The 13,884-nt window shown below is 45.3% G+C and carries 17 protein-coding genes; 12 read left to right on the forward strand and 5 right to left on the reverse strand.

What is annotated here, in order from left to right; all coding sequences use genetic code 11:
- The first annotated feature begins 345 nt into the window (after positions 1–345).
- From D4L85_RS31865 to D4L85_RS31900, 8 genes are all read left to right on the forward strand, one after another.
- Positions 346–1,863, forward strand: a complete 1,518-nt coding sequence (locus D4L85_RS31865) for a sensor histidine kinase (RefSeq protein ID WP_119758151.1) — start codon at positions 346–348, stop codon at positions 1,861–1,863.
- Positions 1,826–2,236 (forward strand): response regulator, encoded by a 411-nt coding sequence (locus D4L85_RS31870; RefSeq protein ID WP_119759028.1) that lies wholly within the window; start codon positions 1,826–1,828, stop codon positions 2,234–2,236. Before D4L85_RS31865 ends, D4L85_RS31870 begins: the two co-directional genes overlap by 38 nt.
- Before the next feature lie 294 nt (positions 2,237–2,530).
- The gene (locus D4L85_RS31875; protein WP_119758152.1) at positions 2,531–3,214 is read left to right on the forward strand and encodes a response regulator transcription factor; all 684 of its coding nucleotides are present in this window, start codon (positions 2,531–2,533) and stop codon (positions 3,212–3,214) included.
- A complete protein-coding gene (locus D4L85_RS31880; RefSeq protein WP_119758153.1) occupies positions 3,211–4,584 on the forward strand; it encodes a HAMP domain-containing sensor histidine kinase in 1,374 nt (457 codons plus the stop codon). The genes D4L85_RS31875 and D4L85_RS31880 overlap by 4 nt, the downstream gene beginning before the upstream one ends.
- 92 nt (positions 4,585–4,676) lie before the next feature.
- Positions 4,677–5,156 (forward strand): hypothetical protein, encoded by a 480-nt coding sequence (locus D4L85_RS31885; RefSeq protein WP_119758154.1) that lies wholly within the window; start codon positions 4,677–4,679, stop codon positions 5,154–5,156.
- Between the two features lie 10 nt (positions 5,157–5,166).
- Complete coding sequence (locus tag D4L85_RS31890) at positions 5,167–5,577, forward strand: response regulator (RefSeq protein ID WP_119758155.1); 411 nt, start codon at positions 5,167–5,169, stop codon at positions 5,575–5,577.
- Between the two features lie 81 nt (positions 5,578–5,658).
- Positions 5,659–5,868: a hypothetical protein gene (locus D4L85_RS34580; RefSeq protein ID WP_160144131.1), complete on the forward strand. Its 210-nt coding sequence runs from the start codon at positions 5,659–5,661 to the stop codon at positions 5,866–5,868.
- 34 nt (positions 5,869–5,902) lie between these two features.
- Complete coding sequence (locus D4L85_RS31900) at positions 5,903–6,259, forward strand: hypothetical protein (RefSeq protein WP_119758157.1); 357 nt, start codon at positions 5,903–5,905, stop codon at positions 6,257–6,259.
- Positions 6,260–6,601: 342 nt separating this feature from the next.
- On the opposite strand, the gene D4L85_RS34585 is transcribed toward D4L85_RS31900, so the two are convergent.
- The 5 genes from D4L85_RS34585 to D4L85_RS31925 form a co-directional block, all read right to left on the reverse strand.
- The gene (locus D4L85_RS34585; protein WP_160144132.1) at positions 6,602–6,922 is read right to left on the reverse strand and encodes a hypothetical protein; all 321 of its coding nucleotides are present in this window, start codon (positions 6,920–6,922) and stop codon (positions 6,602–6,604) included.
- Between the two features lie 59 nt (positions 6,923–6,981).
- Positions 6,982–7,332 (reverse strand): TfoX/Sxy family protein, encoded by a 351-nt coding sequence (locus D4L85_RS31910; RefSeq protein ID WP_119758159.1) that lies wholly within the window; start codon positions 7,330–7,332, stop codon positions 6,982–6,984.
- 440 nt (positions 7,333–7,772) lie between these two features.
- A complete protein-coding gene (locus tag D4L85_RS31915) occupies positions 7,773–8,702 on the reverse strand; it encodes a hypothetical protein (protein WP_119758160.1) in 930 nt (309 codons plus the stop codon).
- A gap of 81 nt (positions 8,703–8,783) precedes the next feature.
- Positions 8,784–10,268 (reverse strand): sensor histidine kinase, encoded by a 1,485-nt coding sequence (locus tag D4L85_RS31920; protein ID WP_119759029.1) that lies wholly within the window; start codon positions 10,266–10,268, stop codon positions 8,784–8,786.
- A gap of 3 nt (positions 10,269–10,271) precedes the next feature.
- Positions 10,272–10,997 carry a response regulator transcription factor gene (locus D4L85_RS31925; RefSeq protein ID WP_119758161.1) on the reverse strand — a complete coding sequence of 242 codons (726 nt, stop codon included), beginning with the start codon at positions 10,995–10,997 and terminating at the stop codon, positions 10,272–10,274.
- 393 nt (positions 10,998–11,390) lie between these two features.
- Here D4L85_RS31925 and D4L85_RS34590 point away from each other — a divergent pair, with 393 nt between their 5' ends.
- From D4L85_RS34590 to D4L85_RS31945, 4 genes are read left to right on the forward strand one after another with little or no spacing between them, the layout of a single operon-like run.
- Positions 11,391–11,747: a DUF6249 domain-containing protein gene (locus D4L85_RS34590; protein WP_160144133.1), complete on the forward strand. Its 357-nt coding sequence runs from the start codon at positions 11,391–11,393 to the stop codon at positions 11,745–11,747.
- A 32-nt stretch (positions 11,748–11,779) separates the two neighbouring features.
- Positions 11,780–12,370 (forward strand): RNA polymerase sigma factor, encoded by a 591-nt coding sequence (locus D4L85_RS31935; protein WP_119758163.1) that lies wholly within the window; start codon positions 11,780–11,782, stop codon positions 12,368–12,370.
- Positions 12,367–12,765, forward strand: coding sequence for a hypothetical protein (locus D4L85_RS31940; RefSeq protein ID WP_119758164.1), 399 nt, complete (start codon positions 12,367–12,369; stop codon positions 12,763–12,765). The genes D4L85_RS31935 and D4L85_RS31940 overlap by 4 nt, the downstream gene beginning before the upstream one ends.
- Positions 12,762–13,598 (forward strand): trypsin-like serine protease, encoded by an 837-nt coding sequence (locus tag D4L85_RS31945; RefSeq protein ID WP_119758165.1) that lies wholly within the window; start codon positions 12,762–12,764, stop codon positions 13,596–13,598. The genes D4L85_RS31940 and D4L85_RS31945 overlap by 4 nt, the downstream gene beginning before the upstream one ends.
- Positions 13,599–13,884 lie beyond the last annotated feature (286 nt).

Below are 13,884 nucleotides of genomic sequence, written 5' to 3' on the forward strand. Positions count from 1 at the left end.
CCAGAAGTTTACGGATTGGCCAATTCCAAGGGCGCATTGGACCGTGGAAGAATTCATGCCCGTGATAAAGATCACGTTAGCCACACTGTGAGACACCTCGTGCGACGGGTTGAAAAGCGAACTGGAGATGGCCATCTGAATGTTTTACTATACTGACCTTAACAAAGATCAGCCTGTGGACGATCTGGAGTTCAGCCTTTGGAAAGTCAATCGCTAAGCCGAGCGGCCAGGATTAAAAGGACATTAAATCGACATTAAACTCATGCGTCAGGGGTCTGCCCTGTTCAAATTGGAGCTAATTTTATCGAGACGAAGGCAACCGGCATTATCATAACTTTTTTTCCAATGAAAATCGCACACATTATCCTCGTTAGCTTTTTTAGTATCCTGGTTCTTTTTTCCATTACCACTTTTATCAACTATCAGCAATATGGGCTGGTCAACGACAATGCCGAGCGGCTTGAACGCTCCACAGCGATTGTGCGAAACAGCAACCGGTTCCAGCGAAATTTTCTAAACATGGTCAGCGGCTTGCGTGGTTATCTTCTGACCAATGAAACATCTTTCCTGCAGACCTACGATTCTGCTGTTGTGGAGAACAAAGATATCCTCAGCGAACTTAACACCCTGGTACCCGCGGGTTCCGATCAAAAGATCATTCTTGACGACATCCGGGAACTCCAAAAGTACTGGATCAGTGAATTTGCCACGCCCCTGCTGGAAGCAAAAAAGAACGCAGACCTTTCCGAAAAAGAAAATCAGGCATTTCAGAAACTCTATCGTGAGAAGCTATTGAACAAATTGGAAAAAGACGTCCAGGCGAGCCTTCAGCGGAAATTCTCCGACTTCACCAATTACGAATATGGGTACCGTATCAGCGACCGTGAAAACCTGGCGCACACGGTTCAAAACACAAAAAGTATTTCGTTTTATCTTACGACCATCTCGGTGATCCTGGGAACGGCGATTGCCATCTTTATTGCGCACTACATCTCCACCCGCATTGTTCGTATGGTTAAAATGGCGAATGAAATTGCCGGTGGCAACTATGCGGTCTATATGCCGGAAAAAGGGAACAGCGAGTTAAGCCAGCTGACGCGCGCCCTCAACAACATGGCCAGCATCCTGGGCTCCCAAATCGCTATCCTGAAACGTCAAAAGGAAGAGGTGGATCAGTTCGCCCACATTGTTTCGCACGATCTGAAGGCCCCCTTGCGCGGGATCGACAACGTGGTGACCTGGATTGAGGAGGACCATAGTTTCGATCTGCCACCGAAAGTGAACGAGTACCTGAAAGTGATCAAAGGTCGCATCATCCGGGCCGAAAATTTGCTAAAGGGTATTCTCATGTATGCCCGCGCAGGGCGAGAGACTCCCGACCGCGAAGTGGTAGACGTAAACGACGTGTTAGCCGAAATTCGCGGCGACCTGGGCAGTTACAATGGCATTACCCTGGAGATCCAAAAACCTATGCCCACACTCCTTACACAGCGCGTACCGCTGGTACAAGTCTTCAGCAACCTGATTGTGAATGCATTTAAATACCACGACAAAAAAAACGGCGTGGTCAACGTATCCTGGAGGGAAGAGGGTGAACACTACCATTTTTTTGTATCCGACAATGGGCCGGGCATCCCGGCACTATATCACCAGAAGATATTTGCCATTTTTCAGACCCTTCAAGAGCGTGATACGCTCGAGAGTGTGGGGGTCGGGCTGGCCATCGTGAAAAAAATATTGGATGACAGACAACTTTTTATCAACGTAACCTCCGAGCCGGGCAAAGGCGCTACGTTTTCTTTCACCTGGCCTAAACATGAAGAACATGAAACGAGTAATCCACATCCTGCTCATCGAAGATGACACCCTTGACCAGATGGAAGTTAAACGTACATTGGAGAGACGAAATATTCTGCATCGCCTCACCATTTTGACCAATGGCGAAGAGGCCATTCAAATGATCGAGGCTACAGAAGAAGACATTGAAAAACCTGACATCATCTTGCTGGACCTTAACATGCCAAAACGTAACGGGTTCGAGGTGCTGGCTTGCGTGAGGGGAAATGACCAATGGAAGGACGTTAAAGTGTTTGTTCTCACTACCTCCGATGAAGCCTTGGACAAACACACAGCACAACTCCATGGAATCTCCGGATTCATTACCAAGCCATTAAAACTTGAAAGTCCCTCGTCGCTGGATGCTTTCAATCTCATGATCGACCTGATGAATATCTAACCCGACGTTTTATATCGAAGCTATTGGCAATTCTCTCAGATGATAAGCCTTTTGGATAAATGTGCTGACATGACGATCGTTGTTAAAGCGAAAAACCAACAGCATGGCCAGTGGGTTTTCTGATTTCAGACCGTAACCAGATGCTGGTTAAAACCTTGATACACAAAGATAGCCGTTTGGCCGGGAGCGACCGTCTTTGGGGCATTAAAAGGACATTAACGTGGCCTTGGGGCTTCTTCGGGTAAAAATCTTGTTAGCTTGTGGACCGTAAGACTTCATTTGATAAATTGAGCTATGAAAGTATTAGTCATTGAAGACGAGACGCAGGTTTCTGCTTTCATAAAGCAAGGACTAGAGGAACAATCCTTCGAGGTGGACGTTGCTTTTGACGGAAACATCGGCGAGCGCCTCGCCCTGAGCCGCGACTATGACGTGGTGTTACTCGACATTGTCATTCCTGGGATCAATGGATTTGACTTATGTAAGATCATAAAAAAGAAAAAACCGAACCTTCCGATCCTCATGCTCACCACGCTGGGGACGACAACCGACAAGGTGACGGGTTTTGAAGCGGGCGCCGACGACTACCTGCTCAAGCCATTCGAGTTTGAGGAACTCACGGCCCGCCTGCGCGCCCTGGCGCGAAGGCCCACCATGACGGGTACCAACCATGCGAATATTCTTCGATTTGATGACTTGAAGTTAGACCTCGAAAAAAAAGTGGCAGTGCGAGGCGAAAAAACCATCAAGCTTTCCGCCAAAGAATTCACCTTGCTGGAGTTCTTTATTCGCCACCCCGGCAGAGTCATTTCGCGCGCCGAACTCGCCGAAAAAATATGGAACATTCGCTTCGACACGGGTACCAATGTGGTGGAAGTGTACATCAATATGCTGCGAAACAAGATTGACCGGGATTTCGCACCGAAGCTGTTGCACACCCGGATAGGTTTGGGATACGTCTTAAGCAACGAAGCATGAACATCCGCACCCGCCTGACATTGATCTTCTTCAGCCTGGTTGTCGTGATGTTGTCCGTTATTTGTCTTTCTATCTATTTCTTTTCAGAGAACTATCGCAAAGAGGATTTCTACAGACGCCTAAAAAACCGGGCAACCAATACCGCCAAAGTGCTCACGGAAGTGAAAGAAGTAAACGCCGACTTGCTCAAACGTATGGAGCGAAATAATCCTGCCAGCCTGCCCAATCAATACATCGCCATCTATAACTACCGGAACGAGGAGTTATACAGCTCCGATGGCACTGCCGTTGTCAAGGTAGACACCACGCTTCTCAACCGGATTCGTCTGCAAAATGAAATAAGTTTTAAAGAGGGAAAGGTTGAGGCGCTCGGATTTCTGTTCGCAGATCGCTATGACCGCTTTACCGTCGTGGCGGCAGCCATCGATGTGTACGGCCTGGATGCACTGGCGAATCTACGCAACGTCCTGCTGTTGACCTTCTCGTTAAGCTTGCTTTTGGTTTCCGTACTGGGCTGGATATATGCCGGGCGGGTTCTTCGTCCCATTTCCAAGATCGTATCGCAGGTCAGTGAGATCACCGAGGTCAACATGAACCGCAGGCTGGATGAAGGAAACCAAAAAGACGAATTGAGCAAACTATCAAAAACCTTTAACAGCATGCTGGAAAGGCTGCAGGCGGCATTCTTGTCACAGAAAAATTTTATTGCCAATGCCTCTCATGAGATCAAGACACCGATCACCATCATGACTTCCGAGATCGATGTGTCGCTTCTGCAACCGCGAAACCCCGACTACTATGTAAAGGTTTTGCGATCGGTGCTTGGTGGCTTGCGGGACCTCAATGATCTCACCACGCAGTTGCTATTGCTCGCCCAAACCAGCGCCTTTGAGCCAAAGACAAACTTCACCTCGTTTCGCATCGACGACGCCCTTTGGGAAATGAAAGAAGAACTTCAGAAGGCTTTTCCCAAATACAACGTTGATATCGACTTCGATTTGAAGATAGAGCCTGATTCGCTCTTGATCGCCGGTGACGAACATTTAATCAAAGTGGCCATCCTCAACCTGATGGACAATGGTTGCAAGTATTCTGACGACAATCGAACCGTAATCCAATTGGAAGTAGGAAACACCGACTACATCACCCTGCGGTTTGGCAACTTGGGGAAAGGTATTGAGGCCGATGAGCTCGGAAAAATATTTGACCCCTTCTTTCGCGGCAAGGGCAATCTGTCCATTAAGGGTTCCGGTATTGGGCTTTCCCTCGTAAGGCGCATCGTCAGTCTCCACCAGGGCACAATTACCGTCAGGTCGGTCCCGGGGGAAGTCACGGAATTCACCGTACGTTTTCCGGTCCGCAAAGTCTAGCGTGTTTTAATATCGATTTAATTTCGATTTAATTATTGCTCATTTCCAACGCGGGCCAAATATCGTTTCTTGTAGGAAAGGAATGGACTTCTATGGACAGTCTCAAGACGGCTAAAATCATAACGGTGGCTACGGCGATTCTTTTTGCCATCGCCTTTTCCTGGCTGTGGTCGACACAGGTTTCCAATGAGGCTATGCGCCGGGAATTAGACCAGCAAAAACTTCGCAGCGAGGCTTTGCTTGCCGAAAAATTATTGGGCGAAAAATCAGCCGTACAGCAAGAACAGTTGCTCGCGCACGCAAGAGATACCGTGGCATTGCTCACCGACCAGAATACATTGATGCGCCGGCGGCTAAGTGAGCAAAGCCAAAATTATCAGGTGCTGTCGGCACGTTGCGACCTGGCCCTTCGCAACCTAGGAAAAGCAAGGACCCAGCAGAAAATTGCTGAAGCGAATTTGGCACAGGAACAAAATTTTCTTGAAAAAATCCGGGAAGAAAATATCCGGCTATTCGACAGCCTTCGATACTACCAAAAAAGAGGAAGATGGAAAGGCTATATTTTTTTCTAAAACAATCTCTATGATCCAGATCGCAAAATCCTGTCTCCTTATAAACGATGACCCGATAGATCAAGCGATCTTCGTTGAGGCGTTGCTCGATGTGGCGCCGGAAACGCTTTTCATGCTGGCTCGAAATAGCGTGGAAGCATTAGAAATTCTTCAGGAGGACAATCTTTCGCCGGATTGTGTTTTTGTCGAGCTGAGCGTACCGGGCATCGACGCCTTGCAATTCCTGAAGGCGATGAGAAAGACCGATTTGTTACGGGAAGTTCCCGTCATTGTCCATTCCTCGGTTCCCGCTCACCACAGGGTGATTGAACTTCAGGAAATGGGCGCCCTGGCCATCTATTTCAGGCCCTATAACTACCAGGGTGTTTGTAACGTCCTTAATCTTTATTTCAAACAGGACTATAAAAACAACCTAAACTAAAACCGTTTCATGCTACAGTTGCTGCTTTAATGAAAAAAGGCCCGGATAGTGTTCTCCGGGTCTTTTCGTTCTCGGAAAAACTTGACTGCCCTCGAAATAGACACTGAATTTTTGCAACTCATCGGAAGGCTTCATGCCGGGGCTGGCTCTATCGCTGAGCAAAAATGGACTTCCAATCAAATTCAACTTCATTGCATCACCTGGAAACAAGCTCCTCATAAAATAGCCGAATCAGGCGGCGTTCGAATGATCATCCAAAAAATGAATATCTTGGTAAACGAAAACTCCTAGTCTGATCAAAAAATACACAGTGATCAAATAAGCCATGGAAAAAAGACTTATGCTTATCGGCCTGATGGGCTTTACGCTTACGGTCTTCGTCTACCGGACGTGGATGAAAACGAAATGGCATAAAAAAAGGCATTTCACCACCTTTTACACCGCTGAACTGGAAGGCGAGATCTCACAGGTAAAATCGGGTTTCCAGGGAGTTCATTTCAAGTTAAACAATGACTCGACGGAGTATATTTTTCACCCCGAGCCAAGCCCGACGAATGGTCATACCAATTTTGCGAGCATTGCCCAAGTTGGAGATTCCGTAAAAAAACCATCCTATGCAGACACGCTAAGTTTTATCAAGAAAAAAAAAGTATACCGCTATCATTTCAGAAAGTTCCATTGAGCGATAAACCGCTGGATGTCAGTGCTGGCAGGATGAGGTCAGCCAAAAAAGATGCTATGCCTTGTCTTTTTGATTACGTTTTCATGCGCGCGCCGGCCACCACCCCAAGTTATTCTCTATCGCCAGCAACCTACGCTAATGCCTACAGAATATGGCGCTCGCTAAGGCACGCTCCATACAAGTTAAAAGCGCCATTAAACTCACATTAAATCGGCTATAAATCGATATTAAGCCCATTTCCGTGCGCTGTAATGCCGTAATTTTGATTTACCAGCAACGTGAGAGCAAAAAAAACAACGGTACAGATCGATGCATCACGGCGCCTTCCTATGGACAAACTTATCACCGGATTTCACTTGAAATATGCCAAAAATTATAGAAATGCTTACTGTCTATCTTTGGCTGGTTACTTTCATCGTCGGTTTTATTCGCATGAATGGAAGTATCCTCCGAAAGTTCATTTTTGGACTCGTTTGTATGCTCACCCTTGTGGGCATTTTCTCCATTCCGATAATCATGCTTTGTATCTTTGATCTGGCGCACGACCAATCCTTCTCTGCGGCAATGCTGGCGTTTGGCTTGACCTCTTTTATTACCTCCCCCACCATGCTCTTCCTTTGGAATAGATTTGAAAAAAGCATCAAATGACCAATCGTTTAGCACAATTTCAGAATGTCACTGAACTTCCTTCAAATGCCCTACAACAGTAAATTAATTCCGCTCTAGTCTTTCAGCCTTTTTTTACTGGAATTTGCCTTGGGATTATACTCCAAGCACAGGCCTACCCAATATTCAAGGTCCTTGTCTGCATCGATGCCCTTTGGAGAAATAAATACGAATCCTTTCATTGGCCGGCCCGTGAAATCCATTTCGCGGCTATATTTTTTCTTCAAAACCACTTCGTAGATCGCTGGATCAATTCGTGCCATGAGTTCGTTCTGCACTACGCCAACACACATTTTCTCATTGACCATAAAGCAAAGGCCACCCATCATTTTCTTATCTTCAAAGCGAACTTTCTTCTCTTTGAATATTTGGCGAATGCGGTCGGCAAGGTGTTCGTCGTAAGCCATTGACTAATAATCTACGGTAGCGAATCTAGCTATAGAATGTGTAAAAAGAAAAAAGCTCATCATTGAGTGGTTGAATGCATAGAAAAAAATGAGAGAAATTTCTCGGGCCTTCGGGAAATGGAGAGACTTGATCAATAGATGACATTTTTTTTGACGGCTTCATAAAAGCCGGGATATCATTCTTACAAATTCTTCTGAGTAGGTCTGGATAGAGATGGAAAACCAAAATTTCAAATCTCTCGGAATAGCCTGATCATGCAAGTGAATTTACGCCTGGCAATTCAACGATAAGGTCGTCGCAACGACAAAAAGGGCCGACCCCCGATCCTGTTCTCTCTTTTCAGGTTCATCCCCTTTATAACGGGTCTGAAAAAAAGGAAGTCACCCCACCTGTTACCACAGGAGAGGCGACCTCCGCGTATGAAATTTCGTGATATAAATTAATTGCTACTGACCAACGGACAATTTACCATGGCAATCCCATCGCCCGCAGAGGTGGCCGCCTGCGCGGTGGCAAGATTATTAACCGCATCGAAGTCTGCGTTATCATATGCACTTACAATCCACAAAGGAGAATAACCGGCATTAGACGGGAGAGTGGACACTACATTATGCGTCTGTGTGGACCCCGGCTCCGTTTTAAAGCCCGACGCAGGGCCGCTTTGGTCGTTACCAGGGGTTAGGTTGGTCTTGAAGCTTACATAGATCGGGGACAAGGGCACCTTTCCCGCGGAGGTCATCAATTCTTTCTCACCGAAGGTAAAATAAGATACGACCTTGCCTTTGTACCACCCTTTGATCAACCCAGCCGGTTCCCCCGTAAAACGCTTTGTGGCCGTGGATCCTTCCGGCACTACAGGACAATTTACCAACGATGTGGTCGGCTCAAGCGGATATCCCGCCGCAACAATTTCATCGTAACTAGCCACCTGGTTGGCCTGGTAACTCGCAGGAACCGTGACCTTTATTACTTGCCAAAAATCATTATACCCTGCTTCTCCGGGCAGCACATTAATAATGTTCATTTGATCGCTTACAGGATTCGATTCACCCTGCTTGAAAAGCACCCAGATCGGCGCTGGGGTAGTTGACTGAACATCGAAATTGTAATACTCAACAAGTTGTCCGCCCGGTCCGAAGCCTTTGGTGATGAAAGGCCCCTGGTCGAAATTAACAGGGGCATTGGCCGCCGGCAGGCCATTCGTGGCTGTGCGCACTTGAAGGTGCCCGGCGGTTGCGCTGAATCGGTCCACGGATACTTTTTCGGCCGTATTCGGATCGTGCGTGGCGGTCATTTTATCATCATCGCTGCACGCTGCCAGGTAGATAATGGCGGTGGTGGTAAGTAAAAAGAGTTTTAGTTTTTTCATTTGACATTGCATTTTTTATGATGCAAAATCACCTTCAAGTGTCACGGAAAGATCACGGAAGAATAACATTTTCTCTGCCTTTTAATTAACGGCCACCGGAAGATCGAATGAAAAAGTGGTATTGCCGTATTGCTCGCTTTGCACCCGGATATCGGTTTTATGAATTTCCAGGATATTTTTTACGATCGCCAGGCCTAAACCGGTACCCCGGTTAGTTCTATTGTTCTCAACTTTGTAGTAGCGGTCAAAAATTTTCGGCATATCCTGCGGCAGAATTCCCCGTCCCGTATTGGAAACGCTAACGCGGATCTTGCGCTCCTCCTTCTCCATCCGTATCCTGACTTGCCCATTTTCCGGAGTATAATTCAAAGCATTGTCCATCAGATTTTGAAGCACACGCTCAATCATCGCCACGTCGGCCCGAACCATCGGCGAGCGCGAAGCAAAATCAGTTTGCAGGTCAATGTTCTTTTCCTGTGCGAGCAATTTGTACTTACAATCCAGATCCTGGAGTAAATCGGAGATAAAGAAAACTTCCAGTTTGGGTTTCACCTGTCGCGATTCCAGTTTGGACAATTCAAACAGATCGCTCATCAAGCGTTTAAGGCGCTCCGTGCTTTTTAAAATAATTCTCAGATACTCTTCTTGCTTTTTACTATCAAGGGTATCGTGCTTGATAATTAAGGTCTCGATATACCCATGAATGATGGAGATCGGAGTTCGGATATCGTGCGAAACATTCGCGATAAGATCGCGTCGCAGCTTGTCAACCTCTTTGAGCTCATCCATGTTGCGCAAAATTGTGTCGGCCATCATATTGATGGTCAATGCTAATTGAGCCAATTCACCCTTGGAGCGAATGGGAATCCTGGGGCTGAGGTCGCCTTCTCCGAATCTTTTGACGGTCTCCACAATACCTCTCAAGGATCGCATCAGTAACCAAAGGATAACCAGCGCTATTAAGGATGCGGCCGTTAATGTGATCACAAAAGACTGGACACCGATTTTCAGCAAATAGCTTTCTTGAAGTGCGACGCTGGTGTTTTCATATTCTTCGCTGGCCAGGATGAGGTAAACATATCCCAGCAATTGTCCGTGCTCATACACAGCCGTAGCTGAAAATATCTTGGACCTACCGGGGTTTCTTGGATCGTCTCCATAAATCAACGATTTGCCCTTGCTGCTTAGAAATTTCTTTATAGGCTCCACCGCCACGTACTCAAGCTTGACTTTCTTATGCAACACCACAAAGGAGAGAATTTTTCCCTGAGGGTCGAGTAAGTAAACCTCCAACCCCGGATTCACAGCCATCATGGAGTGCATGATTTTTCCCAGCGACTCTTCATTCACTTTTCCCTCCACAAAGGGTGAAACCTCCTGCAACAATTGGTCAGCTACATTCGCATTTAGCTTTTGCGTAGTCTCATCCGAATAGCGCTTCGCTGTCATTATGGTAATAAACGTGTATGCAACGCCTAACATAACAAGGATCAGGAAGAAGAAACCTGAAATTTTCCAGTATAGACTCTCCCTGATGTTTTCCAATTTCTTTTGAATCTTGTTCATCATTTATCGGGTGGAGATTTCTTCTCTCATAATTTCATCGTTAAACCTGTAGCCCACTCCCCAAGTCGTAAGAATGTACTTCGGTTTGGAAAAGTCGGGCTCAATCTTCGAACGCAGCCGGTTAATATGAGAATTGACGGTGTGTTCATATCCTGCGAATTCATAACCCCAGATCAGGTTCAGGAGATCCTCACGGCTGTAACTCTTACCGGGATGATTGGCCATAAGCACCAAAAGGCTATACTCCTTTGGCGTAAGCTCTACCCTGCTCCCCTTCACGAGCACTTTATGCTTTTCCCGATCGATCGTTAAGTCTTCCAACTGAACGATGTTTGCCGGCGGCAAATCGGCCGATGCTCCATTGAAACCGGCTCGACGAAAAATGGCCTTTACACGGGCAATGAATTCACGTATGCTGAATGGTTTTGTGAGGTAATCATCGGCGCCGGTCTCCAGCCCCAGTACCTTATCGATCTCTTCCGATTTAGCAGTAAGCATTAAGATTGGGCTGGATATTTCCTGGGCCCTCAGCTTCCGGCAAACCTCCAACCCATCCATCTCCGGAAGCATGATATCCAAAACAATAAGGTCAAATGGATGACGTAGGGCCGTTTGAAGTCCTGTTTCGCCATCGGCTACCCGGTTTACATCACATCCTAAATCACGGAGGTGAATGGATACCAATTCCGCTATATCATCATCATCCTCAATAACTAAAACACGCCACATAGGATACTTTCTGGACAAACTAGTCAAGAAAGTGTCACAAAATTGTCACGGCCCTTACAAATCGCTAAATATGTACAAGAAAAATTCGGTGCCGTTAGGCGTCGCTTATCGCGCTATCGCCTTAACCTGAATTTCTTTGGAGCCGACGACGGACGAAGGAAACAATGAGAGCTGAGGCCAATAATCGTCACTTTGTATTCGATTGCGGCGATATATTCCAGGTGATCCTCACCACGCTACAAGATTAAACGGATATTACCTTTGCTGTAAACAGGTTATTGAGGGTGCGATAGATCTTCTAAAAAATCTTGTATCAAATTCGACTTTTATCACAGCTCTTGAAACCAGATTCGTCTCGCTGTAGTCTCAGGTAATAAACATAAAACAAAACCTATGGATCAGGCCTACTTCATCATAATAGCAGTTTTTCTGAGTATTTTCGGAACTGTGTACACTTACTTGAGCTATCGGAATAAAGAACGACTAGCACTTATTGATTCAGGGCTAAGTCCTGACACTTTTAAACAAATGGCACAAGGGAAAAGAAGACTTTTATTGGTGTTTGGACTTGTCTTTATTGGATTCTCTTTGGGTGTTGTAGTCGGCTTCTTTTTTGAGAAATACCTCTTGATTAACTACAATCCGCTTGGTTACAGAAATTATCCTCAAGCTTACTTAACAATGGTTCCTTTATGCATCGGAATATCCTTGATTATTTCATTCTATATTAATCGGAGAAACGATAAGTAATCTTACACTTAAGCTACTCCGATTGAGAACGAATGGCCGAATCAACGTCGACTGAGCAAATAATAATAGAAAGAGCCATTGGGGGCGATCCAGAGGCATACAGACTCTTGCTTAACAAGTACAAAACTTACGCTTTCTCTATTGCGGTAAAAATTGTGAAGAATAAAGAAGATGCAGAAGAGGTAGTTCAAGATTCATTTGTAAAGGCTTTTAAGGCATTAAGGAATTTTAATGGATCTGGCAAATTCTCAACTTGGTTGTACAAAATAGTTTATAATACGGCCCTTACCAGAATTCGAAATAAGAAAATAATTATGGATACTCTGGAAGAATTTCCCGCTTCAAATTTTGATTTCGCCATCCCTGACAATTATACCGGATCTTTTGAAAAACTCGTGCAAGCCGACCAAGCAGCCCTTTTAAGAAAAGCGCTCGTCGTTTTAACGGAATCAGAAAACCTTGTAATTGGGCTTTACTACTCATGTGAGAACACAATAGCAGAAATAGAAGGCATAACGGGATGGAATCCTTCAACAATCAAAATAAGGTTGTTCCGGGCAAGGCAGAAACTCTATACAGAACTATCAAAATTACTTAATGATGAGATGAACGAATTGTTATGATAAAAATCAATTTTAATAATCAACTTGAGGATGAGGATGGGCAACTGATCCATCTGTTGAAAGAGCAAATCCTGGAGTCCCCATCGGATCAATTAGTGGAAAACACCATGGCAAAATTTGCGGCTCTGCAAGCGGAAAAGAAGTTTGCACACAAGCCGCTTAGAATCCCTCTCTATATAATGATAGCAGTTGTGTTTCTACTGTTGCTGCCTTTCTTTGTCCCAACGGTCTCAAATGGTTCAAATCCGAATCCATTATCTGAATTACTAGGTTACCCAATAAGCTCCATTCTAAAATATGCAGTATTGTGCTGGCTCGCGGTAGTGGCACTTTGGATTTCCAAACTAATATTTCCCATTCAACTGAAATTCAATTTAAATCCATTCAAGCCATGAGATTAATTGGTATACTCACCTGTCTAATATTTATGAACAGCGTGAGCCTAAAAAATAAAGTTTCAGGTATGATCCGACATGATGTTGATATTGAACGTTATCGCGAGCTTGGCAGGAACCCGGAATTTAGCTGTGTTGGGCGCTACTCGTCGACCGCTACCAGTGACGACTATGCAGCAGGTGTTCTCATAGCTGAAAAGTGGGTTCTGACAGCCTCTCATTTTATCGGAGACTCTTCGGTTTGGATGTTTGGTGATAAATACTACAAAAGCAAAAGAACTATAAAACATCCCAAGCTTGAACCAGGCGCAACGGAGAGACAATGGACCGGATGGGATTTAGTATTAATCGAATTAACAGCACCCGTAACCAATGTGAAACCCGCAAGCAGGTATTATGGCACCGCGGAAGTAGGCTCAATAGTTATTAAGATTGGCTATGGATACATCGGAGATGGACTTCATGGAATGAAATCACCGAGAGAGTCAGAACGATTGGGCGGACAAAATACAATTGATGCCGCAGGAGGAACGTTTGAATCCAGATCCTTTTCCTCAGATGTTTTAATTTTTGATTTTGATAGTCCCATCTCTAATTCATCTAACAAATTTGGTTCGGCAGACCCGCTTGACCTTGAAGTTGGAGGCTCAAAAGGAGACAGCGGAGGCGGAGTTTTTGCTAATTACAATAGTGAGTGGAAGCTTGTAGGAATTGTTTCAGGGGCATTGAATCGAGAAATAAAATACGGTTCAGTCGCGGCCCTCGCAAGAGTATCATCTGCTAACGAATGGATAGACGCGGTGACAAATACATCTCCTCGAAAACCGGATTAACTCTTGTTGGCAATGGAGGTAATTGTGCCTCTCAGAAAATTAAAGATGTCTTTGGAGGCACAGGTCATAATCCCCTACCCGCATGAGGTCCGGACGTTCTGCCTTGGATTCACAAAGGAATCCATTTCCATGACTTTTTCAATTTTAACGGGTTTCTGTATCATCACAAACAAGCTGTCATTCAGACGTGTTTGGAAAACTCAGAATTTATTGAGGAATATCAGCAGGTAAAAATAAAAATGTCAATCCACAACGATGAAATAGCGTTCTATTCTGATAGCCATCG

The organism is Chryseolinea soli (genome assembly GCF_003589925.1).
Classification (GTDB): domain Bacteria; phylum Bacteroidota; class Bacteroidia; order Cytophagales; family Cyclobacteriaceae; genus Chryseolinea; species Chryseolinea soli.